Here is a 22,317-nt window from a genome sequence, read left to right on the forward strand (position 1 = left end):
AGATGAAAATCGCCATTGTTTGCTACCCAACCTTCGGAGGAAGTGGTGTGGTGGCCACAGAGCTGGGGATGGCTCTTTCAAAGAGAGGCCATGAAGTACATTTCATTACCTATAAACAACCCGTACGTCTGGAACAGTTATCCTCAAACATCCATTTCCATGAGGTAAATGTTCCCGAATATCCGCTTTTTCACTATCAGCCCTATGAACTGGCTCTTAGTAGTAAACTGGTTGATATGGTGAAATTGCACAAGATTGAAATGCTGCATGTACACTATGCCATTCCTCATGCCTACGCCGGATATATGGCTAAGAAAATGCTTGAAGAAGAGGGGATCTTTCTTCCCATGGTCACCACCCTGCATGGTACAGATATCACTTTGGTAGGGAACCATCCTTTTTACAAACCTGCGGTAACATTCAGTATCAATAACAGTGATGTGGTAACTGCCGTTTCCCAGAGTCTCAAAACAGATACTATGAGATTATTCAGGGTGAAAAAGGAGATCGAAGTAGTTCCTAATTTTATTGATACTTCTAAATACATCAATTCCCTGGATAGATGTCATCGTAACATGCTGGCAGCGGGAGATGAAAAGATCATTACCCATGTGAGTAACTTCAGAAAGGTGAAAAGGATCGATGATGTGGTCATGATCTTTTACAACATTCAAAAGGAGATAAAATCTAAATTGATCATGGTAGGGAATGGCCCTGAACGCGAAATGGCCGAAGACCTCGTAGCCGAATTGGGGATAGAGGACAAGGTACTTTTCCTGGGGGAATCCCATGAAATTGATAAAGTATTGAGCCTGTCAGATCTTTTCCTGCTTCCTTCAGAAAGCGAAAGCTTTGGCTTAGCCGCCCTGGAAGCTATGGTGAATGGGGTTCCCGTGATCTCCACCAATACAGGAGGTCTTCCGGAAGTGAACAAAGAGGCTTTTTCAGGATTTTTGAGCGGGGTTGGAAATGTGAAAGAAATGGCTGAAAATGGCATCTCTATTCTCAGGGACGAGGAGAACCTGAAGCGTTTTAAAGACAATGCCCGTAACCAGGCCTTTAATTTTGATATACTTTCTGTTGTGCCTTTATATGAAAACCTGTATAAAAAGGCATTAGACAAAACAGAAGGGCAAAAAAAGGCCGCTAAAAATATTTTTTAGCGGCCCTGTAATTTTTCTTTTTCTTATCTAGAATTGATAACGCAGCCCAAGTGCGATATCGAAACCAAGATCATCGTTATAATCATCGAAACCAATTTCAGGCCTGAAATCTAGCGAAATCAATAAAGGAAAATCGAAATTATATTCAATCCCTATATCTCCCGCAAGCAAAGCGAAGAAATCATCATCATTAGCATGGTCGTGTTCGTCATCAAAACTTCTTGTTCCAACTCCTGCACCGGCACCAACGTACCAGTTGAACCCGCCTTCAATATTCCATACCCACTGGTATAGTCCGGTCAATTTAAAACCGTCATAGTGATTACTGTCTCTCCAACCCAAATCCAATTCCAGCCTGTTATTTTCTCCAAGACCATGTTGGTAGGAGATCTCTGTTCCAAAACCATCATTATCACCTAAACGAAGACCAAGGGCATGGTCAGCGATTGTTTGGGCTTGTGAACTCAAAGCAAATCCGAATAAACATAAGGTTAGTGCAAGTAATTTTTTCATATCTTTTCTTTTATTAGTTTCCGGCAAAATTAGGCTTTCTCGACTCCCACTAGTTAGCTACCTTCGCCAATAAATTGTTAATTTTATTAAATGGCGTGTTAAGGGTGCTGTGTATTAATCGATTATCTATTGAATGCAAGATAAATTAAGAGAATTATCCGGAAAACTCGAAGGAGAACTTCATTTTAACTCCCTGTGGCGCAGTATTTTCGCGACAGATGCTTCTGTGTACCGCACTTTACCCCTTGCTGTTTCTTACCCAAAAACAAGGGAAGATATCGTCAGCCTTATCAAATTTGCAGGCAGGAACAAGGTATCACTTATTCCGCGTACGGCAGGTACTTCGTTGGCCGGTCAGTGTGTGGGGGAGGGGATTGTGGTAGACGTATCCAAATATTTTAACGCTATTCTTGAGCTGGATGAAAAATCAAGGACGGTTCGTGTGCAGCCGGGGGTGATTCGTGATGACCTTAATCGTTACCTGGAGCCCTACGGACTTTTCTTTGGACCAAACACCTCTACCTCAAATCGTTGTATGATAGGAGGGATGGTGGGCAACAATTCCAGCGGAACCACCTCGATAAAATACGGCGTCACCCGTGATAAGGTTGTAGAACTCAAGGTGCTTCTCTCAGATGGTTCAGAAGGTGTTTTCTCCAATATTTCTTCGGAAGGGTTCACGGAAAAAATGAATCTCGGGAATAGGGAAGGTGACATTTACAAAGGTCTTTGGGGCCTGTTGAAGGAAGATAGTGTGCGGGAAGAGATAAGGAAGAATTTCCCGAAACCCGAAATTCACCGGCGAAACACCGGTTATGCTATAGATGCTCTGGCTGCTTCGGAAGTTTTTACCCCTTCAGGACCAAAATTCACGATTACTGACCTTCTCTGCGGAAGTGAAGGTACCCTCGCCTTTACCACAGAGATCACTCTGCAGCTGGATGAACTGCCGCCAAATAAGGCCGTGATGGTAGCTGCCCATTTTGACTCGGTGGAGAAATGCCTGGAAGCGGTCGTTCCTGCGATGCAACATTCTTTGTTTACCTGTGAAATGATGGACAAGGTGATCCTTGACTGCACCAGGAACAGCCTGAAGTACCGGGATAACCGGTTTTTTATAGAAGGGGATCCGGCAGCCATTCTCATGCTCGAACTGCGTTCAAATGATGAAGACGAACTTACAAAACTAACAGCAGACCTTCTAAAGACCATTTCTCAAAGTGAACTTGCCTATGCCTTACCTGTTTTAAAAGGGGATTCTATTGATCTTGCTCTTGAACTTCGCAAGGCGGGGCTCGGTTTGCTGGGGAATATTGTAGGTGACCGTAAAGCGGTAGCCTGCATTGAAGATACGGCAGTGGCCGTAGAAGATCTTGCAGATTACATCACAGAATTTTCTGCATTAATGAAAAATTACGGACAAGAAGCTGTGTATTATGCACATGCCGGCGCGGGAGAACTCCATCTGCGACCCATCCTGAATCTAAAGAAGAAGGAGGATGTCGAATTGTTTCGAAAGATCACGATGGAAGTGGCTGCCCTGGTCAAAAAATACGGTGGCTCCCTTAGCGGGGAACACGGTGACGGGCGTGTACGTGCTGAGTTTATTGAATTCATGATAGGTTCGAAAAATTATGAAGTTCTAAAAAGGGTAAAAACAATCTTCGATCCCCACAACATTTTTAATCCCGGAAAGATCATTGATTCTCCACCCATGGATGAAGGCTTGCGTTATGAACCCGGCAGAAAGGAGCCCGAAATTGAGACCCTTATGGATTTTTCAGATTCTTTAGGTATCCTTCGGGGGGCAGAGAATTGTAATGGCAGTGGCGATTGCCGTAAACCGGTAGAAGCGGGAGGCACCATGTGTCCCAGTTACCGGGCTACCCGAAATGAAAAGGATACTACCCGTGCCCGTGCGAATGCGTTGCGGGAATTCCTTACCACTTCAGAAAAAGAGAATAAATTCGATCACAAGGAATTGAAAGAGGTACTGGACCTTTGTATCAGCTGTAAGGGCTGTAAGAGCGAATGTCCTTCCAACGTAGATATGGCAGCCTATAAAGCCGAATTTGAATACCAGTACCAGCAGGCCAACGGTAGCTCTTTCCGAAGTAAAGCCTTTGCGTACAACACCAGACTGAACAAAATGGCATCCCGGTTCCCGAAAATTTCAAATGCGGTTTTCTCCAACAGCACTACCTCGGGAATGATCAAAAGTGTTCTAAAAATCGCACCACAAAGACAAATGCCGCTTGTTTCTTCGGAAACCCTTTCTGAGTTCTATGAAAAAAATAAACGTGAAACTCCAGCTCCAAAAAAGAAGGTTTATCTGTTCAATGATGAATTCACCAATTATCTGGAATCGGAAATTGGCAAGGCAACACTTGATCTCCTGCATGGCCTGAACTATGAAGTGGAGATCGTAAAACATCCGGAAAGCGGTCGCACCTTCATCTCTAAGGGTTTCCTGGAACAGGCTAAAAAAATTGCCAATAAGAACGTTTCGATTTTCAGGGATATCATTTCCGAAGAAACTCCTCTTCTGGGAATTGAACCCTCGGCGATCCTAACCTTCAGGGATGAATATTTAAGACTCGCAGATGACCGGCAGGCGGCAGAAAAGCTATCAAAAAACACCTTTTTGATCGAAGAATTCTTTAAGAAGGAGATCATTACCGGGAACATTACTGCTTCGGCTTTCACTTCAGAAAAGAAAAAGATAAAACTGCATGGACATTGTCATCAAAAGGCTCTTTCGGCTATAGAAAACACCTTTTTCATGCTTAACCTTCCGAAGCAATATGAAGTAACAATTATAGCATCGGGTTGTTGCGGAATGGCCGGATCTTTCGGTTACGAAAAGGAGCATTACGATATTAGTATGCAGATTGGGGAACAAAGCCTGTTTCCGGCTGTAAGGAAGGCTTCCGCAGAAACAATTATTGCAGCTCCCGGTACGTCCTGCAGGCACCAGATATTTGACGGAACAGGTAAAAAAGCGCTGCATCCTGTACAAATAATGGCAAATGCGCTGCTGAGCTGAGAAATAACATTTTTAAATCTTACCTTAAAAAATTACATTTGCTCAAATTCAAACCCTATGGCCGGTAATTCCTTTGGAACCCTGTTTAAACTTACCACTTTTGGAGAATCCCACGGGGAGGCTATTGGAGGAATTATCGACGGATGTCCTGCCGGGCTGGAACTGGATCTCAATCTTGTTCAGCGGGAACTGGAAAGAAGGAAGCCGGGACAGTCGGCCATCGTGACCCAGCGAAAAGAACCTGATATGGTAAAATTCCTTTCGGGGATATTCGAGGGCAAAACAACAGGGACACCCATCGGGTTTGTCATTGAGAACGCCAACCAGAAGTCGGGTGATTATTCACATATAAAAGATGTGTACCGTCCTTCTCACGCTGATTACACTTACGATCAAAAATACGGCAACCGTGACTACAGGGGTGGCGGGCGTTCTTCTGCCCGGGAAACTGCCTGCAGGGTAGCGGCCGGTGCTGTCGCTAAACAACTCCTGCACGGTATGACCTTTACGGCATACACTGCTGCAGTGGGGGAAATAAGCCTTAATAAAAAACCCGGAGAACTAAATTTTGGGGAGATAGAAAATAATCCGGTAAGATGTCCTGATTCTGAAACTGCCGGGAAAATGGAAGCCTATATTAAAGAGATAAGGTCACAGGGCGATACCGTAGGTGGGGTGGTCGAGTGTATCATAGGAAATGTTCCCGCCGGACTCGGAGAGCCGGTTTTTGACAAACTGCACGCTCGATTGGGCCAAGCCATGCTTTCGATTAATGCCGTAAAAGGATTCGAATACGGTAGCGGATTCAGTGGCTCTGCCATGAAAGGAAGTCAGCACAATGACCTTTTCAATGAGGACGGAAGCACCCGCACCAACTTTAGCGGGGGGGTACAGGGCGGAATTTCAAACGGCATGGAAATTACATTCCGGGTGGCCTTTAAGCCGGTAGCCACTTTAATGCAAAAGCAGGAAACCATCAATTCTGAAGGGGAAAAGATAGAGATGCAGGGAAAAGGCAGGCATGATCCCTGTGTGGTACCAAGGGCCGTAGCTATTGTAGAAGCCATGGCAGCCCTGGTGATGGCCGATTTCTATTTACTGAATAAAACCTCAAAAATCTAAAACTACAGACAACTTTAAATTATGAAAAAACTTGCACTGCACTGGCAGATCTTATTGGGAATGGCTGCCGGGGTTCTTTTTGCCCTTCTGATGACAAATTTTTCCTGGGGATCTGAATTTATTAGTGACTGGATAAAACCATTTGGGAATATTTTCATCAATGCTTTAAAATTGATCGCAGTGCCATTGATCCTGGCATCCCTCATCAAAGGGATCTCAGACTTAAAAGATATTTCAAAGCTTTCCAAAATGGGTACCCGCACCATTTTGATCTATATTGTTACCACGGTGATCGCTGTTTCTATTGGACTGGGAATGGTAAACCTTATAAAACCGGGAAGTACAATTACTGAAGAAACCCGTAATGAACTTATTGCGAGCTATGAAGGTGACGCTTCAACACGAATCGCAGATGCTGAAAGACAAAAGGAAGCCGGCCCCCTGCAAGCTCTGGAAGACCTTGTGCCCAGTAACATTTTTGCCGCCGCGGGAGATAATGCCAACATGCTGCAGGTGATCTTCTTTGCCATTTTCTTCGGAATTGGCCTGATCCTTATCCCCGAAGAGACGGCCAAACCCGTTAAATCCTTTTTTGATGGCTTTAATGAGGTGATTCTGAAACTTATTGACCTTATTATGTTAGCGGCCCCTTACGGGGTGTTTGCCTTGTTGGCAGCTTTGGTCGTAGAATCACCCAGCACAGACCTGTTTGCGGCCCTGGCAATGTATGCAGTTACCGTTATTATTGGGCTGCTCCTTATGATTGGAGTTTACCTGTTGATCGTCTGGATATTTACCGGAAGGAATCCTGCATTTTTTGAGAATGGGATAGCACCTGCCCAGCTACTCGGTTTCTCTACCAGTTCAAGTGCAGCAACCTTACCTGTTACCATGGAAAGGGTCGAAGAACATTTGGGTGTACATGAAGAAGTAACCAGTTTTGTTCTACCTATTGGTGCAACAATTAATATGGACGGTACAAGTCTTTACCAGGCTGTGGCCGCGGTCTTTATCGCACAGGCCTTCGGAATGGACCTAAGCTTTGGCGCACAGCTGGGGATCATCGCTACAGCTACCCTTGCTTCCATAGGATCTGCCGCTGTTCCCGGTGCGGGTATGGTAATGCTGGTCATCGTGCTGGCCCAGGCGGGAATACCTGAAGCAGGTCTGGCCCTTATCTTTGCTGTTGACCGGCCTCTTGATATGTGCCGAACAACGGTAAACATCACAGGAGATGCCGCGGTATCTATGATAGTAGCAAAATCTATAGATAAACTGGGGGAACCCCATGCAAGGAATTGGAATGACAACCTTCCTAAAGGGCAGAAATAACATAATTTTTTCAGCGTACGAATGAAGGTTTTGCATTGAATTGATCAATGCTGCCGGAAGGATTTTCTTTTTTCATAATGTTTTCAGCTTATGGAAAATGTAGGAGAAGATAATTCAGGGACTTTTAACTGAAAAGATCCTGAAATATATTTGGCAGACAGATTTAATTTTCTTGTATTTGCCCCTATTTTTTAAATTTCACTACCTGAATCTGTGATAAGATGAATGCAAAGGACCAAAATACTTATTCCAACCTGTTTGAAATAGACAGGAATCTTGACCGATTGGTGCGGGAGATCGATGTTTTAAACTATTTGAATCCGCTAAACATCGAGCAGGAGAAGAAGAAGTTCTTTGCTTCTAAATTTTCAGAAGATCCTTCTTTCAATTACCGGAAGGTAAAATTCAATCCGTTTCAGCTTCAGCGTGAATTCTTCAGTCAACGGCTCGAGGATATTCCCGATGAGGGGATTAGGAAACTTTACCACGATACCATCTATGAATACTCAGGCCTGGTTCAGTGTATTGCTTCTGTGGGGCAGGAAAAGAAGTTTTTTTATAACTCCCTTCGGGTGTTTGGAACTCCGCAGGAGAAAGATGTCAAAAATGCCAAATTCATCCTGCATTTCCACAAGGAAGAAGATGCCGAAGAAATGGTACCGCGCTATAATGCAGACCAGGCACAGGCTTATTTTCAGGCTTTCGGGGAAAAATATCCGTTCCAGTTCAGAATAAAGCAAAGCAACAGTATTACCGCTGCGGCCATGGCTTTGGACACTACCAAGACCCTGGTGGTGAAAAAGAACCGTAAATTCAGCGACAATGACCTCAAGATCCTGTCTAACCACGAGATAGGGGTGAATATGCTCACCACCTTCAATGGACTCAATCAACCCTTACGGATATTTTCCCATGGACTCTCCAATAACAACATCACGCAGGCAGGGCTTGCTGTCTTCAGTGAATACATGAGCGACAGCCTTACTTTAAAAAGAATGAAAGAACTGGCTTACCGGGTTTTGGCGGCAGACAGTCTTATAAAGGGATATTCCTTTAGTGATACTTTTGACCTGTTGTACAGCCAGTATAAGCTGGACAAGGAAACAGCGTGGTCTATTACCATACGGGTACACAGGGGAGGAGGCTTTACCAAGGATTACCAGTATCTCTCCGGATTAAAAAAGGTGTACGATTATTACTCTTCAGGAAAAGATATGGGAATCCTGTTAACCGGAAAGGTTGCCATAGAACACGCCCCGTTGGTCAAAGAGCTTCAGAAGAAAGGCCTGGCAGAAAAGAACAAATTCTACACCCATTCTTTTGAGAAGAACAGGAACACCAATGAAAAGCTGGAATTCCTGTTAAGCAACCTTAAATAACACTCCAGGAGTTTCTTATTTCAGAAATAAAGACTGGAGTTCAGGGGTTGGGGTCATACAGGTTTCCTGTTTTCCAAACCAACTATAACGGTTATTGGCGATCAATCTATAGACGCCGTCCCTGAATCCTTCGGGAAGGGGTTTAAAAAACCGCAACCAGCGATAACCTTTAAGATGCTTCGCTATTTCAATGGCTGCAGTAGATTGATGATAATAGGCCACCCCGGGGTCAATAAGGATCACCGAGTCCAGATTTTCAGTATCAATACCACGTTCATTAACGATCTGTAAGCCAATATCGCTTTGCAAAGGGGCAAACCGAAACACATCCTTCTCATCATTCTTAATGATGGTTTGAACCGTTTTGTTGCACAAATTACATACCCCGTCAAACAGGATGATCTTTTTATTTTCGGGAAAATTCACCATAATTTTTCTTTTTCTATTTTTTTCGTTGTACCAGCTCCAATTGATCAACAGATACCGAGGTAGTAAAAATGCCGTAGTTCACCTTAGCATTTCCTTTCTCAATACTATCAATACTGCCTACGGCTTTCCCGTCCTGCATTCTCACCCGGTCACCAACATTCAAAACCGGTTTTGGTTTGGCTAATTCTTCTTTTTTTTGTTCTTCCTGTTTAACTTTTTTCTTTTTCCTTATTTCTTCTACCTTCTTTTCAGCTTCCTGGAGCACCTTCTTTTCTTTGGCTTTTTCAACCTTTTTCTCTTTAACGGTAACTTTTTTGCGCCTGGAATTCTCCATTTCCACGATCTTCATGAATTCTCCTATCAGCTCTTTTTTACGTTTATTGTTAAAGTATTTTTCACTTATATCATTGATCTTGTTCCCAAGGTATATAAGGCGTTGATTACTGTCATACAATTCCTGAAAATCCTCGAGTTTCTGCCTGATGCGAAGATTGGTCTCCTCCAGTTTCTTTTTCTCAGATTCAGTTTTTTGTTCTTTGTTTTGAAGGGAAGTGGTTGTTTTCTGCAATTTGGAACGTTCCTTTTGCAGATCGGCAATACTCTTGTCAAACCTGATCTTTCCCCGTTCCACTTTTTTCTTGGAGCGGTTGATCAGGCTGTAAGGAATTCCATTCTTTTGGGCAACCTCAAAAGTAAAGGAACTACCGGCTTCCCCCATATGGAGCTTGTAAAGCGGTTCAAGGGTGCGGGCATCAAACAACATGTTCGCATTGACCATGTTTGGCAGTTCATTTGCCAGCATTTTCAAGTTTGCATAGTGGGTGGTGAGTATTCCGAAGGATTCTTTTTCATAGAATACTTCCAGGAAGGTTTCAGCAAGGGCTCCTCCCAGTTCGGGATCACTTCCGGTCCCAAATTCATCTATCAGAAAAAGGGTCTTGTCGTCACATTTCCTGAGAAAATAATTCATGTTCTTAAGCCGGTAACTATAGGTGCTTAAATGATTCTCAATGCTCTGGTTATCTCCAATATCGGTCAATATTTTATTGAACAGGCAAACCCTGCTATACTCATGGACAGGAATAAGCATTCCGCTTTGCAGCATTAACTGCAGTAGACCAATTGTTTTAAGGGTGATACTCTTACCGCCGGCATTGGGACCTGAGATCACTATGATCCGCTTTTCCTTGTTCAACTCTATGGTCTGCGGAAACGTTTTTTCTTTTTTTCTGCGGTTACTTAGCAGGAGCAAAGGGTGATAAGCATCGATCATTTCCAACTCCCGTTCCCTGGATACTTTGGGAAGCACCGCATTCATATCCATAGCATATTTTGCTTTTGCTGCAATTACATCTATGTCACTTAACAGCTCCTGGTATTCCTTTAAAAGCGGACGAAAAGGACGAATGAAATTTGTAAGTTCCTTAAGGATCCTTTTGATCTCCTCTTTCTCCTCATACTCGAGATTGTTCAATTCACGGGTATAAATGTAAGTCGCCTCAGGTTGAATATAAACAATACTACCCGTTTTGGAGTTCCCAAGGATACCTCCCTTGACCTTTCGCCTGTGCATGGCAGAAACAGCCAGCACCCGAATATTCTCTACTACGGTTTCCCGGATATCATCGAGATACCCTAAATTATTATAATGGGTAAGGGCACTTCCAAAACTGCTGTTTATTTGCCCTTTTACCTTGTTTATCTTTCTTCTGATCTCCTGAAGTAGGGGAGAGGCATCATCTTTTACTTCTCCAAACCTGTCGATCACCCTATTGATCTTTTCAATAATGATCGGGGTGTATTCTATTTCCGAAGTGGTCTTATGAAGGGTGGGGTAAAGCTCACTGTATTTTTCAAAAAATTTTATCTGGGTATTCGCAGATTCTGAAATAGCACTTATCTTTCTCAAGCCGGCGGCTTCCAACATGGTATCTTCAATCCCCAGGTATTTTATTTCCTGGTCAATGGCATCAAACCCATGATTGGGTATCCTGCTTTCCTGTTGATAAGAAGAAACATATTCATTAGTTTGGTGAAGGGAGAAGAGTGTTTTATCGTAACTGGGAAAAGGCACAATTTCAAGTGCTTTTTCTTTTCCAGGTGCTGTAACTGTAAACTGGCTCACCTGTTGGCAAACGGTAGGGAATTCAAGATCGGAAAGTGTTTTCGCCGTGATTTTAATCATAGATAAATTCCCTATTTTTGGGATGCCGCAATTTAATTAATATTATGAAGGCCTACCTACCGCCAAGTTGGAAAAAAAAGTTAAATGACGAGCTTGAAAAGCCCTATTTTAAGGAACTTCTAAGCTTTGTACAAAAAGAGTACCACGAAAATATATGTTTCCCTGAAGAGGAGAATATCTTCAAGGCTTTTGAACATACTTCTTTTGAAGATACCCGGGTAGTTATAATAGGGCAGGACCCTTATCACGGATACGGACAGGCACATGGCCTCTGCTTCTCTGTACAACCTGAAACAAAAATTCCGCCCTCCCTGCTGAATATCTATCGTGAGATCGAAAAAGACCTGGGAAAACCCTTACCATCAAATGGACATCTTTCACACTGGGCAGAACAGGGCGTTCTTATGCTCAATGCTACTCTTACTGTTAGGGCAGGGGAAGCAGGGTCTCATACGGGTAAAGGATGGGAAAAATTTACAGATGCCGTGATCAAAGTCCTTTCTCAAGAACGGGAGAATCTTGTTTTTCTTCTTTGGGGAGGTCCCGCAAAAAAGAAAGGTAAAAAGATCGACACCTCAAAACACCTGGTCCTTACGAGTGGCCATCCCTCACCACTGGCTGCAAATAGGGGCTACTGGTTTGGGAACCGGCATTTTTCCACGACGAATGAATATCTTAAGACGGTGGGGAAAGAACCTGTCGACTGGTAATTAAAATCTGTACCCCACATTCACGGCAGGTAGAATAACAATATCGGGGGAATCCTTGTGGAAGAGGTTCCTCCCTAATCCAAAAGAAACATCTATCAGGAAACCTTGTTTGGCTACAAATTTCCCACCAATTCCAAAACCAAGGGCAAAATCTGTATACTCCAGTTCTTCATCAAGGTAAATAGTTCCTCCCGTGCCATCAACCTTTTCTACCTCCTTTTCATTGACCCCGTCTGAAAGCATTCCGAAGCCTTCAGCGTAAAACCCCCAGGCGCTATTCTCTTCTTTATAAAAGTATTTGAAGCCGGTGGTGACCGAAAAATCTTTTGCATAAACTTCAGAAAGATCTACATCATCATCCTCATTCTTATTGAATACCTTAGAGAAAACATCAATCCCAATAGTACTGTGATCATTGAGGACATATTCATAGGAGGCGTCCAGGGCACCAAAGATGAGTACATTCAGCACATTCAGGCTAAGTTCGTGTTTTGCAACATCCCTGGAATGAATACCTACTTCGGGTTCCTGTACCTGAGCCTTTGATTTGTTTGGAAAAATTAGTAAAAGGATTAAAAGGGTAGTAAAACTTAGATATTTCATATTGGTCTTTTAGAGTTCATTGTTGAGGAAAACAGCATTTTCTCTCTTTTCTTTGATAAGTCCAAGTTCCAGAAGCTGGTCCTGCACTTTTTCTAATTCGGTGACAGAGATCTGTTTCTGGCTCCAGGAAGTTATTTCCAGCCATTGTTTAATATCTTCCGGTTCCTGGGAATACTTTTTTGCCAGGGCTGACTGTATCCCTGGTATACTTTTAAATCTTCGGGTAACCCCATTCAGGGTCTTCAGCATATTTTGGACCGCTGCCGACTCCTGTTCCAGGAATTCTTCCCTTACAGCGATTACAAAACAGGACCAGGGCGTGGGGCAATCTCCAAGTCTTCGGAAAATACCATTATCCACCAGGGGTTTTGTAGTAAAATGTTCCCACATAAAATATCCCGCTTTTCCACTTTTTAAAGCGGCTACGGCACCGTCTATATCACCAACTATTTCAAATTCCAGTTCATGGGGATCCCAACCCAGATTCCTGGCATTGACATAAGCCATTAGATGAGATCCCGATCCCAGCCGACTTATAGCCACCTTTTGATGACGGAGGTCTTCCAGATTGCGAAAAGAAGATCCTGCGGCCACGTGGATCCCCCAAATGAGAGGGGAAGCAATATATTCCTGCACGATCTTTACACGGTTGCCGTAGAGGATATCCTTTACAATCCCTTCTGTAAGAATCACGGCAGCATCAATTTCTTTGCGGCGTAAAGCCATTGTCATAGCACCGGTACCATCAGGGAAATCCCGCCAAACCACATTAACTCCCTCTTTATCAAAGGTGCCGTCATCAATGCAAAGGTGCCAGGGTAGGTTAAAATGCTCAGGCACCCCTCCAACTTTTACTGTTTTCATACAGAATGTTTTTTCTTTAAGTATTGGTAGATCTCATATTGTGATCTTATGGGCTTTTCGTCAGGAAGTCTTTGAACAAATTGATTGGATTCCGTCTCATCCTGGATCCTTGCCTTTACATTATCTTTTAGTTGAATATCCAGAATGTCTTTGAACTCCCTGGCGATCTCGGGGTCATATATGGGGGCGATCACTTCGATTCTTCTATCGAGGTTTCTGCTCATCCAGTCAGCACTTCCGAAGTAGATCTCTTCGTCACCTTCATTCTCAAAAATATAAATACGGCCATGTTCCAGGAAGCGATCAACAATGCTGGTCATGTAAATGTTCTCACTAAGATTTTCTACACCAGGAATGAGACAGGTGAACCCTCTTACCAGTAACCTTATCTTAACCCCGGCATTACTGGCCTTGTATAACAGTTCGATGATCTCCTTGTCTTCCAGACTGTTCATTTTGGCGGTAATGCCTGCTTTTTTTCCTAAGAGTGCATTCTCAGTCTCTCTGTTGATCATATCAGTAAATGCTTTCCGGGTCGAAAAAGGGGAGATTAGCAAATGTTTGGACCTGGGAATGATCAATTCGCCTTCCAGCACCTCAAAAACCCGCGAAAGTTCAGTAGTGATCTTTTCTTGAGCAGTAAAAATGGCATGATCACAATAGATCTTTGAAGTTTTGCTGTTGAAATTTCCGGTACCTATATAAGCATAGCTCTTAATTTCTCCATCTTCTTGCCGGTTTATCAAAAGTATCTTCGAATGGACTTTAATTTTAGGATAGCTGTAAATGACCTTGGCACCTTCTTCTTCAAATTTTCTACCCCAGTCAATATTGTTCTTTTCATCAAAACGGGCTTTTGCTTCAATAAATACGGTAACGTTTTTTCCGTTTTTGAGAGCTGTAAGAAGGGCAGAGGTAACCACAGACTCATCTGCGATCCTGTAGATGGACATTTTAATATCCTTTACCTCTTTGTCAACCGCAGCCTGCTGTAAGAACCTTTCCACATAATCAAATGCCATGTAGGGAAAATGAACCGAAATATCCTTTTTTAAGATCTCTTTGAAGTAATCCTGTGACTTCTCCAGGATCTTATGTTTGACGGGCGGTAGGTTTTCGTAATGAAGCTCAGGATTATTCGTGGGATCCGGGAAGGAAAAGAAATCACTGAAGTTGTGATATCTTCCTCCGGGCATCATATCAATTTTTCCCAGTTTAAGGGTCTTTCTTATGATCTTTTTATCCTTTTGGGGCATATTGGAATCATAAAGGAGCCGGGTAGGCTGTCCTTCTGATCGTTGCTCCAGGGAATCATAGATTTTTTCTGCAAGGATCCCGTCCAGGTCGTCATCAATATAGAGTTCGGCATCACGGGATAGTTTGATCTCATACATGCCATCAACCTCTCGTCCCTTAAAAACTTCAGAAATACGGGCCTTGATGATATCATCCAAAAACGTGATCTTATGTTCTTTAGTTTCAGAAGAAAAATAGATGAACCTTCCGCATTCTTCCACTGGAATATTTACGATACCAAAATCGTCCTGCCCCTTAAAAGTGACATATAAATAAAGGGTGTTGTTCTCCAGGAAAAGGTCTCCGTCTTTTTCAGATTCAACCACCACGGGTTTAATGCATGAAGAGATCTTGTAGAAATACTTTTTGGCAAACTCTTTCTGCTCATCATTGTACTGATCATAATGCACCAGGAAAATATTTTTTTCCTCCAGAAGCGGGATGATCTCTTCCCTGTAAACTTTTCCGAATTTTTCCTGCTGCTTTTTTACTTCTCTCAGGATCTCCTTAACTGTTTGATTGGGACGTAGAGCAAGTTTCTTACGAATACTTTTCTCCACCCGTTTCATTTGCCGAAGTTGCGATACCCTAACCCTGAAATATTCATCCAGGTTCATGGAGAATATTGCAAGAAATTTCAGGCGTTCGTAAAGGGGAGTGGCAGGATCTTCTGCCTCCTGGAGTACTCTGTTATTAAAACTTAACCAATTTAGATCACGGTGCCTTATTTGTATATCATCAGGCTTCAGCATATATGGGGTATTTACTCAAAAATACAAATATGCTGTACCCTTGGTTTTAATTTTCTGTTAAATGACCTATGAGCCCGCGAGCCGCTCTAAAGTGTACCTTATCGTGGTATCAATAGCTTTTGCGCCGTCTTTGGTAAAATCTCCCGTTGCTCTGTTGGCAATGATCGCGTTAAGGGAAACCGCCCGGTGGCCCAGGAGTTTTGAAAGACCAAAAATGGCCGAGGTTTCCATCTCCAGATTGGTGATCTTTTTACCTTTAAAATTGAAAGAAGCGATCTTTTCACGCATTTGGGTTTCCCGTAAAGGAAGTCTTAGAACCCTTCCCTGGGGTGCATAAAACCCGGCGTTGGAACCGGTGAATCCGTCATAGGTATTGGGACCGTCAAAAATCTCTGCCAGATCTGTATCACAAGCAACTACATAGGGTTTGCTGTGTTGCGGACTCATTTCCAGGTGATCTGCAAGGGCCTCATTGAAGTCGGTTAACTGGACGTCATCACTTTGATAGAAATGAAGGACCGTATCAAAACCCACTGCCAGCTTACTTACCACAATGGAATCTACAGGAATATCAGCCTGTACAGACCCCGAAGTGCCTATTCGTATGATGTCAAGCTGTGTTTTTTCCTCCCTGATCTGTCTGGATTCAAAATCAATATTTACAAGAGCATCCAGTTCATTGAGAACGATATCTATATTGTCAGTCCCAATCCCCGTAGATATTACGCTGATTTGTTTGCCTTTGTAGGTGCCAGTCTGCGTATGAAATTCCCTTTTTTGAACAGTATGTTCTATAGTATCGAAGTATTTTGTGACTTTGCCCACCCTGTCCTGGTCACCAACCACGATAACGGTTGGGGCTATTTGTTCGGGACGAAGATTAAGGTGATATATACTTCCGTCCTGGTTCAGAATTAATTCTGAAGCTGCTAAATGATTCATATTATAATTTTAGGAGGTCATGGGTGTCGGGGTCATAGAGGAAGTCATATTTTCTCACCCCGCCGTAACATTCATTGTCTTTTAATATTTGGTAGTAGTTTTTGGAGGCTTCCAGAGCTTTTTGTCCATCTTCATTGAGCTGTACGCCGGTTTCTGAAGCGGTGTAAAAAGGCGCCATTTTGTCGATCACACGTTGCATCTGAACGTCCACATACCCGTAATAACCCTGGTATTTAAGGGCGTAACCCAACAGATGATTAAGAGATTTGATCTCATGACGTTTAATTAGCTTGAGCACATTAACTTCAAGGGTATTAAGGCCGGTCTTTGCACTTGGGAAGCGTTCAATATGAGCTCTTATACTACTGGAGAGATACTCGAAATTGGTGGACTTTTTGATCTCAGATATGAGCCTTTTAGGATTGGTGCTGCAGTATAGTTCCCAAATGAGTTCGGCATTACTAATATCGTCCTCTGTCAATGGGATGCGATGTTCGTAATGTTGTTCCAATTGCTCTTCGGAAAGTTCTGACAGGGGAATCATTTCTTCTTCTCCTTCCAGTTTTCGACTACAAACAAGTGATAAAGGATCCATTTTTTTGTTCTGAAGCAGAAAAGAAATAACCCCAAGCATATTCATATGGGAAAAAAGGTCGAATTCGAACCATAGAACTATTTCGTCATAATTATTGACAGCAGCCAGTTTCTCGAGCTCACAAACAAATTTTTCCCGGTAATCCTGTTTTGAGATCCCGTAATTTTCCTTTAAGAACTTCTGGCGCAGCTTAATGAATTCATGATCCCCTACATCCTGCGAAGCAGGACCTTCACATAACATTTCCCGCCAGGTAATAATATCCCCCGGCAGATCAAGAGCCGTAATCTTTTCTGAAATGTCATCCCCGTGAGCGATGTGCAAGAAACTCTTCTCCTCCATAGATTCTTTGTTTTTTAACCGCCAACCCGCTTCACATTGAAGCCTTTTTCACGGAGATGATCGATTATCTTATCTCTTACGTCTCCTTGTATGATGATCTCACCGTCCTTTACAGAACCGCCAACTCCACACTTCTTTTTAAGTTCCTTTCCAAGATCTGTAAGATCTTCCGGGGTTCCCTCAAAACCTTTTATTACCGTCACGGTTTTCCCGCCACGGCCTTTGGAGCTGTAATGAGCTTCCAATCGTTGATCAGAGGGCTTCAGAGTTTCCCGGTTCTCGTCTTCAGAATTCAGGTTCGGATCGAAATTATTATCTGTAGAAAAAACAAATCCTCCAAGATCTTCCAGCCCCAGTTTTTTCTTAGCCATAAATTCCTATTTTTTAAGACCTATTTCCACCAGGCGTTGGTGTAAAAATTCTCCTGCTGTAATATCAGGATACGCCTTTGGGTGATCTTCATCAATACATTCCTGCAAGCAGTTTAAAGGCATCTCACTGCGGGGATGCATAAAAAATGGAATGGAATATCGTGGGGTTCCCCATTGCTCTTTAGGAGGATTAACTACCCTGTGAATAGTAGAACGGAGTTTATTGTTGGTGTGTCTTTCAAGCATATCACCAACATTGATAACCAGTTCATCTTCCTGCGGAATGGCATCGATCCATTGTCCGTCTTTTCTTTTCACCTGAAGACCACCGGTTGATGCTCCCATTAAAAGGGTAATAAGGTTGATGTCTCCATGGGCTCCCGCACGTTCAGCACCTTTTGGTTCTTCCGTGATAGGAGGGTAGTGAATAGGTCGCAGAATACTGTTTCCGTTACTGGCCCAATGATCAAAATAATGTTCATCAATACCAATATAAAGAGCAAGAGCCCTCAAAACATATATTCCGGTTTTTTCAAGCATGCGATAGGCTTCCATTCCGGTGTGATTGAAATCCTTCAGTTCTTCAACATGCACGTTGGGGGGATATTCCTCAGTAAGTTCAGCGTCCTTGGTAGGTTCCTGTCCAAAATGCCAGAATTCCTTAAGGTCACCTTCCTTTTTACCTTTTGCGTGCTCTTTTCCGAAGGAAATATATCCACGTTGCCCTGCCAGGCCTTCTATTTCATATTTCTTCTTGGTTTCCAGAGGCAGGTCAAAGAAAGATTTAACTTCCTTATAAAGTTCCTCTACCAGGTCATCACTCAAGAAGTGGTTCTTGAGGGCCACAAAACCAATCTCTTCATAGGCTTTCCCTATCTCATTCACAAATTTTTGCTTTCGCTGTGGATCATCAGATAGAAAGTCGGCCAAATCAACGCTGGGAATGTTGTTCATTTCCATAAAGTTCTTTATTTATTACTTCACAAAGTTAAATAATTTCTCAAGAGTTATGAGTGGATTATATAATTCTTAATACTCAGGAAGCCTATTTTAAGTACATTTGGGGAAGCAATTCATTTTTTATGGAAACCAAAATGTCCCCGACAAAACAGAATATAGAGTACAATAAAAAAGAACTTTCTTCAGAAGAATTGATAAGATTGTATAGGGCAATGCTTAAGCCCAGGATGATCGAAGAAAAGATGCTGGTGCTGCTGCGCCAGGGCAAGATTTCCAAATGGTTCAGCGGAATAGGCCAGGAAGCTATCTCGGTGGGGGTCACCCTTGCCTTGCAGGAAGATGAATATATTTTGCCCATGCACAGGAACCTGGGTGTCTTTACTTCCCGAAATATCCCTCTTTACAGGCTTTTCAGCCAATGGCAGGGAAAAGCCGATGGTTTCACCAAGGGTAGGGACCGTAGTTTCCATTTTGGAACCCAGGAATACAGGATCGTGGGAATGATCTCTCATTTAGGACCACAGCTTGGAGTTGCAGACGGGATCGCCCTGGCGCATAAACTAAGGAGAGAAAAAAAGGTAACCGCAGTTTTTTCGGGAGAAGGAGGAACCAGTGAAGGAGACTTCCATGAGGCCCTGAACATTGCTTCGGTATGGGACCTGCCGGTAATCTTCTGTATTGAGAATAACGGATACGGACTTTCAACTCCAACCTCAGAGCAATTCAAGTGTGAACATATCGCCGACCGTGCCATAGGTTACGGAATGGAAACCATAATTGTGGACGGAAATAATATCCTTGAAGTAAACACCCGTATGCGGGAACTGGCTCAAAGTCTTCGGGAGAATCCCAGACCAGTCCTTGTAGAGTTCAAAACTTTCAGGATGCGTGGTCATGAAGAGGCCAGTGGCACCAAATACGTTCCCTCTGAACTAATGGATGAATGGGCCAAAAAAGATCCGTTGCACAATTATCGTGAATTCCTTATTTCTGAAGGAGAGCTTTCCGAGGAACTTGACGACCAATTCCGTGAAGAAATAAAGACCGAGATCAATGATGCCCTTAAAAAAGCAAATGCTGAAGAAGTTGTTGAATTTGATGAAGCAACAGAATTAAAAGACGTTTTCAAGACCTATGAACATGAAGTTGTCCAGGTTGGTCCCGTAAAGGAAGAGATACGTTTTATAGATGCTGTTTCTCAGGGGCTGCGGCAGTCAATGCAGCGACATGAGAACCTGATCCTTATGGGGCAGGACATTGCCGAATACGGTGGTGTTTTTAAGATCACAGAAGGTTTCCTCGAAGAATTCGGGAAAGAACGCGTTAGAAATACTCCTATTTGCGAATCAGGGATCATTGAAACGGCCATGGGATTATCTATTAACGGTTTGAAAGCCATGGTGGAAATGCAGTTTGCCGATTTTGTGAGCTCAGGATTCAATCCTATTGTTAATTATCTTGCAAAATCCCATTATCGATGGAACGAAAAGGCAGATGTTGTGGTGCGAATGCCATGTGGAGCAGGTGTTGGTGCCGGTCCTTTTCACAGTCAGACCAATGAAGCCTGGTTCACCAAGACGCCGGGACTAAAGGTGGTGTATCCCGCATTTCCCTATGATGCAAAAGGATTGCTTTGTACTGCAATCAATGATCCTAATCCTGTGTTGTTCTTCGAACACAAAGCCCTGTATCGTAGTGTAAGGCAGGAGGTGCCGGTTGATTACTACACTATTCCTTTTGGAAAAGCAGCAAGGTTGAAAGAAGGAGAAGACGTTACCATCATAAGTTTTGGGGCAGCGGTTCACTGGGCACTGGAAACTTTGGAAAATAATCCCGGGGTGAACGCAGATCTTCTGGATCTGCGCAGCCTTCAGCCTTTAGATAAAGAAGCTATTTTCGCCTCAGTCAAAAAGACCGGAAAAGTGATCATCCTTCAGGAGGATTCGGTATTTGGTGGAGTTGGTTCAGACATTGCGGCTATGATAAGCGAGGAGTGTTTCGAATACCTGGATGCACCGGTAAAAAGAGTGGGTAGTCTTGAAACCCCAATTCCGTTTTCCAAGGCCCTCGAAGAAGGATATCTTCCAAGGACAAAATTTGAGGCACAATTAATGCAGTTGTTGCAATATTAGGAAAGTTTTAGGTTCTATGCTTTCATATTGTTGTTTCTTTACAAAAGGTTTGTTAAAATATTAATAATCTTTTGTTTAGCGGAAGCGCGAAATGTAATTTTAGAGGAACTAATCACTAAAACTTTTATTATGATACGACTGATCGTTATCTTTCTGATCATTGCAATTATTGCGGCTATCTTCGGATTCGGAGGAATAGCTGAGGGCGCTGCCGATATTGCACAGATTATTTTCTACATTTTCCTTGTCTTACTGGTGATCGCATTAATAAGCCGCTTATTCAGAAGATAATTGTAGAACGTACCATCCAGTGTCAATATTCGGTTTATTTGAAGTTGGCATTGGATTTTTTTATTAACTAAAATGAACTTATGAAAAAGATTGCAATTTTATTTATGGCGTTTGGTTTTCTGGTATCCTGCAAGTCAAGTGCAGTTGTAAATGAAGCCAGGAAAACCATGAGAGGGGATTGGACCCTTAACAGTATCGAATATCCTGAAGGACAGGAAAATCTGGAAGTAACCCTTTTTAACGATACCTCTGCCGAATGTCTTGAAAACAGCGTTTGGAACTTTGTTTCAAACAACAACCGCGGAAGTTATGTTCCTTCAAATATGGGATGTAGTAATGAACCGCGATATTTCATCTGGTCTGTAGCTGAAATGGATGCCTCAGGAGGTAACTATGACATGATGCTGAAGCCTACTAACGAAGATTATAAATCTACTACCGGTAACCAAGGGTTCAGGATCAATCTAACCACTCTGACCACTGATGTAATGGTTTGGGAACAGACTATAAATTTTGAAGGAAGGCCCTTTACTATACGAATGAACTTTAATAAACAGTAATAAATAAAAAGATGAAAACAACGATAAACAGAATATTTGCCGTTCTATTTGCCGCCACCCTGCTTATTGGGTGTGATGCGACAAGAAATGCGAGTAACAAACAAAAAGGAACCGTAATTGGAGCCACAGGAGGTGCCGTACTTGGTGGTGTTGTGGGTAACCAGGTAGGGGAAGGTAATACCGCTTTGGGAGCCATTATTGGTGGAGTTGTAGGTGGTGCAGCCGGTGCTTATATTGGAGATCGAATGGATAAACAAGCCCAGCGAATTGAAGAGGAGATTCCGGGAGCTGAAGTAGAAAGAGTAGGTGAGGGTATCAATGTGACCTTTGACGAAACCAGTGGTGTTTATTTCGCCACAGATAAATATAATATTGAAGGACAATCCCGTGAAGCCTTGTTGAAATTGGCTAATATCTTTAAAGAGTATCCTAAAACCAATATTTTAGTAGAAGGTCATACAGACAGTACCGGTAGTGATGCCTACAACCTAACCCTTTCCAAGAACAGGGCACAGGCTGTAACTAATTTCCTTGTTAACCAGGGGATCACAGCGGGAAGGATTGATACCAAATGGTATGGTGAAAGCCAGCCAAAATACGATAACTCTACTGTTGAAGGGCGTTCTAAAAACCGTAGGGTTGAGCTAGCCATCGTTGCTAATGAAGAGCTTAAGGAAGAAGCAAAAAGAAATGCTGAAAACTAGTTCAGAAATATATTAAAATTAAACCC

Annotated in this window: 20 protein-coding genes; 10 read left to right on the forward strand and 10 right to left on the reverse strand. The window is 42.8% G+C overall.

All coding sequences use genetic code 11. From position 1 onward, the window contains the following. Window positions 1-2: 2 nt before the first annotated feature. On the forward strand, window positions 3-1,163 hold the full coding sequence (gene bshA / locus ACFSTG_RS11805) for an N-acetyl-alpha-D-glucosaminyl L-malate synthase BshA (RefSeq protein WP_380752956.1): 1,161 nt from the start codon (window positions 3-5) through the stop codon (window positions 1,161-1,163). 27 nt (window positions 1,164-1,190) lie between these two features. Here bshA and ACFSTG_RS11810 read toward each other — a convergent pair whose 3' ends face one another. Continuing rightward, window positions 1,191-1,676 (reverse strand): hypothetical protein, encoded by a 486-nt coding sequence (locus tag ACFSTG_RS11810; RefSeq protein ID WP_380752958.1) that lies wholly within the window; start codon window positions 1,674-1,676, stop codon window positions 1,191-1,193. Between the two features lie 133 nt (window positions 1,677-1,809). Between ACFSTG_RS11810 and ACFSTG_RS11815 the strand changes: the two genes are divergently transcribed. The 4 genes from ACFSTG_RS11815 (at window position 1,810) to ACFSTG_RS11830 (ending at window position 8,555) form a co-directional block, all read left to right on the forward strand. Continuing rightward, the gene (locus tag ACFSTG_RS11815) at window positions 1,810-4,722 is read left to right on the forward strand and encodes an FAD-binding and (Fe-S)-binding domain-containing protein (RefSeq protein WP_380752960.1); all 2,913 of its coding nucleotides are present in this window, start codon (window positions 1,810-1,812) and stop codon (window positions 4,720-4,722) included. A 57-nt stretch (window positions 4,723-4,779) separates the two neighbouring features. Beyond that, the gene (aroC, locus tag ACFSTG_RS11820) at window positions 4,780-5,844 is read left to right on the forward strand and encodes a chorismate synthase (RefSeq protein ID WP_380752963.1); all 1,065 of its coding nucleotides are present in this window, start codon (window positions 4,780-4,782) and stop codon (window positions 5,842-5,844) included. 21 nt (window positions 5,845-5,865) lie between these two features. Beyond that, on the forward strand, window positions 5,866-7,176 hold the full coding sequence (locus tag ACFSTG_RS11825) for a dicarboxylate/amino acid:cation symporter (RefSeq protein WP_380752965.1): 1,311 nt from the start codon (window positions 5,866-5,868) through the stop codon (window positions 7,174-7,176). A 221-nt stretch (window positions 7,177-7,397) separates the two neighbouring features. Further along, entirely contained in the window at window positions 7,398-8,555 is a 1,158-nt protein-coding gene (locus ACFSTG_RS11830; protein ID WP_380752968.1) for a flavohemoglobin expression-modulating QEGLA motif protein, read from the forward strand. A gap of 15 nt (window positions 8,556-8,570) precedes the next feature. Here ACFSTG_RS11830 and ACFSTG_RS11835 read toward each other — a convergent pair whose 3' ends face one another. Both ACFSTG_RS11835 and ACFSTG_RS11840 read right to left on the reverse strand, forming a co-directional pair. Further along, window positions 8,571-8,984: a thiol-disulfide oxidoreductase DCC family protein gene (locus tag ACFSTG_RS11835; protein ID WP_380752970.1), complete on the reverse strand. Its 414-nt coding sequence runs from the start codon at window positions 8,982-8,984 to the stop codon at window positions 8,571-8,573. Window positions 8,985-8,997: 13 nt separating this feature from the next. Next, window positions 8,998-11,169 (reverse strand): endonuclease MutS2, encoded by a 2,172-nt coding sequence (locus ACFSTG_RS11840; RefSeq protein WP_380752973.1) that lies wholly within the window; start codon window positions 11,167-11,169, stop codon window positions 8,998-9,000. A gap of 44 nt (window positions 11,170-11,213) precedes the next feature. Here ACFSTG_RS11840 and ung point away from each other — a divergent pair, with 44 nt between their 5' ends. Continuing rightward, window positions 11,214-11,879, forward strand: a complete 666-nt coding sequence (gene ung / locus ACFSTG_RS11845) for a uracil-DNA glycosylase (RefSeq protein ID WP_380752976.1) — start codon at window positions 11,214-11,216, stop codon at window positions 11,877-11,879. On the opposite strand, the gene ACFSTG_RS11850 is transcribed toward ung, so the two are convergent. The 7 genes from ACFSTG_RS11850 to ACFSTG_RS11880 all read right to left on the reverse strand — a co-directional run bounded on the left by ACFSTG_RS11850 (window position 11,880) and on the right by ACFSTG_RS11880 (window position 18,598). Next, window positions 11,880-12,482, reverse strand: coding sequence for a hypothetical protein (locus ACFSTG_RS11850; protein WP_380752979.1), 603 nt, complete (start codon window positions 12,480-12,482; stop codon window positions 11,880-11,882). A gap of 9 nt (window positions 12,483-12,491) precedes the next feature. Then, window positions 12,492-13,346 (reverse strand): substrate-binding domain-containing protein, encoded by an 855-nt coding sequence (locus ACFSTG_RS11855; protein ID WP_380752982.1) that lies wholly within the window; start codon window positions 13,344-13,346, stop codon window positions 12,492-12,494. Beyond that, the gene (gene ppk1, locus ACFSTG_RS11860) at window positions 13,343-15,394 is read right to left on the reverse strand and encodes a polyphosphate kinase 1 (protein WP_380752985.1); all 2,052 of its coding nucleotides are present in this window, start codon (window positions 15,392-15,394) and stop codon (window positions 13,343-13,345) included. Before ppk1 ends, ACFSTG_RS11855 begins: the two co-directional genes overlap by 4 nt. Before the next feature lie 66 nt (window positions 15,395-15,460). Then, entirely contained in the window at window positions 15,461-16,336 is an 876-nt protein-coding gene (locus tag ACFSTG_RS11865) for a nucleoside phosphorylase (RefSeq protein ID WP_380752988.1), read from the reverse strand. 1 nt (window position 16,337) lies between these two features. Then, entirely contained in the window at window positions 16,338-17,273 is a 936-nt protein-coding gene (locus ACFSTG_RS11870) for a DUF1835 domain-containing protein (protein WP_380752991.1), read from the reverse strand. A gap of 14 nt (window positions 17,274-17,287) precedes the next feature. Continuing rightward, the gene (locus tag ACFSTG_RS11875; RefSeq protein ID WP_380752994.1) at window positions 17,288-17,644 is read right to left on the reverse strand and encodes a translation initiation factor; all 357 of its coding nucleotides are present in this window, start codon (window positions 17,642-17,644) and stop codon (window positions 17,288-17,290) included. A 6-nt stretch (window positions 17,645-17,650) separates the two neighbouring features. Further along, the gene (locus ACFSTG_RS11880; RefSeq protein WP_380753766.1) at window positions 17,651-18,598 is read right to left on the reverse strand and encodes an isopenicillin N synthase family dioxygenase; all 948 of its coding nucleotides are present in this window, start codon (window positions 18,596-18,598) and stop codon (window positions 17,651-17,653) included. Between the two features lie 128 nt (window positions 18,599-18,726). Between ACFSTG_RS11880 and ACFSTG_RS11885 the strand changes: the two genes are divergently transcribed. The 4 genes from ACFSTG_RS11885 (at window position 18,727) to ACFSTG_RS11900 (ending at window position 22,291) form a co-directional block, all read left to right on the forward strand. After that, window positions 18,727-20,736 (forward strand): alpha-ketoacid dehydrogenase subunit alpha/beta, encoded by a 2,010-nt coding sequence (locus ACFSTG_RS11885; protein WP_380752997.1) that lies wholly within the window; start codon window positions 18,727-18,729, stop codon window positions 20,734-20,736. Between the two features lie 129 nt (window positions 20,737-20,865). Beyond that, the gene (locus ACFSTG_RS11890; RefSeq protein WP_029033028.1) at window positions 20,866-21,027 is read left to right on the forward strand and encodes a DUF1328 family protein; all 162 of its coding nucleotides are present in this window, start codon (window positions 20,866-20,868) and stop codon (window positions 21,025-21,027) included. An 80-nt stretch (window positions 21,028-21,107) separates the two neighbouring features. Further along, window positions 21,108-21,587: a lipocalin gene (locus ACFSTG_RS11895; protein WP_380753000.1), complete on the forward strand. Its 480-nt coding sequence runs from the start codon at window positions 21,108-21,110 to the stop codon at window positions 21,585-21,587. 11 nt (window positions 21,588-21,598) lie between these two features. Beyond that, complete coding sequence (locus tag ACFSTG_RS11900; protein ID WP_380753003.1) at window positions 21,599-22,291, forward strand: OmpA family protein; 693 nt, start codon at window positions 21,599-21,601, stop codon at window positions 22,289-22,291. Window positions 22,292-22,317: the final 26 nt, after the last annotated feature.

Origin of the sequence: Salinimicrobium flavum (assembly GCF_042684505.1) — a bacterium.
GTDB lineage: Bacteria > Bacteroidota > Bacteroidia > Flavobacteriales > Flavobacteriaceae > Salinimicrobium > Salinimicrobium flavum.

Bases quoted from the DNA above. Each gene is read 5' to 3' on its own strand.
- ACFSTG_RS11895 (WP_380753000.1), top strand. From the start codon at position 21,108: ATGAAAAAGATTGCAATTTTATTTATGGCGTTTGGTTTTCTGGTATCC.
- ACFSTG_RS11885 (WP_380752997.1), top strand. From the start codon at position 18,727: ATGGAAACCAAAATGTCCCCGACAAAACAGAATATAGAGTACAATAAA.
- ACFSTG_RS11865 (WP_380752988.1), bottom strand. From the start codon at position 16,336: ATGAATCATTTAGCAGCTTCAGAATTAATTCTGAACCAGGACGGAAGT.
- bshA (WP_380752956.1), top strand. From the start codon at position 3: ATGAAAATCGCCATTGTTTGCTACCCAACCTTCGGAGGAAGTGGTGTG.
- ACFSTG_RS11890 (WP_029033028.1), top strand. From the start codon at position 20,866: ATGATACGACTGATCGTTATCTTTCTGATCATTGCAATTATTGCGGCT.
- ACFSTG_RS11815 (WP_380752960.1), top strand. From the start codon at position 1,810: ATGCAAGATAAATTAAGAGAATTATCCGGAAAACTCGAAGGAGAACTT.
- ACFSTG_RS11855 (WP_380752982.1), bottom strand. From the start codon at position 13,346: ATGAAAACAGTAAAAGTTGGAGGGGTGCCTGAGCATTTTAACCTACCC.
- ACFSTG_RS11875 (WP_380752994.1), bottom strand. From the start codon at position 17,644: ATGGCTAAGAAAAAACTGGGGCTGGAAGATCTTGGAGGATTTGTTTTT.
- ung (WP_380752976.1), top strand. From the start codon at position 11,214: ATGAAGGCCTACCTACCGCCAAGTTGGAAAAAAAAGTTAAATGACGAG.
- ACFSTG_RS11825 (WP_380752965.1), top strand. From the start codon at position 5,866: ATGAAAAAACTTGCACTGCACTGGCAGATCTTATTGGGAATGGCTGCC.
- ACFSTG_RS11850 (WP_380752979.1), bottom strand. From the start codon at position 12,482: ATGAAATATCTAAGTTTTACTACCCTTTTAATCCTTTTACTAATTTTT.
- ACFSTG_RS11810 (WP_380752958.1), bottom strand. From the start codon at position 1,676: ATGAAAAAATTACTTGCACTAACCTTATGTTTATTCGGATTTGCTTTG.
- aroC (WP_380752963.1), top strand. From the start codon at position 4,780: ATGGCCGGTAATTCCTTTGGAACCCTGTTTAAACTTACCACTTTTGGA.
- ACFSTG_RS11835 (WP_380752970.1), bottom strand. From the start codon at position 8,984: ATGGTGAATTTTCCCGAAAATAAAAAGATCATCCTGTTTGACGGGGTA.
- ACFSTG_RS11880 (WP_380753766.1), bottom strand. From the start codon at position 18,598: ATGAACAACATTCCCAGCGTTGATTTGGCCGACTTTCTATCTGATGAT.
- ACFSTG_RS11830 (WP_380752968.1), top strand. From the start codon at position 7,398: ATGAATGCAAAGGACCAAAATACTTATTCCAACCTGTTTGAAATAGAC.
- ACFSTG_RS11870 (WP_380752991.1), bottom strand. From the start codon at position 17,273: ATGGAGGAGAAGAGTTTCTTGCACATCGCTCACGGGGATGACATTTCA.
- ACFSTG_RS11840 (WP_380752973.1), bottom strand. From the start codon at position 11,169: ATGATTAAAATCACGGCGAAAACACTTTCCGATCTTGAATTCCCTACC.
- ACFSTG_RS11900 (WP_380753003.1), top strand. From the start codon at position 21,599: ATGAAAACAACGATAAACAGAATATTTGCCGTTCTATTTGCCGCCACC.
- ppk1 (WP_380752985.1), bottom strand. From the start codon at position 15,394: ATGCTGAAGCCTGATGATATACAAATAAGGCACCGTGATCTAAATTGG.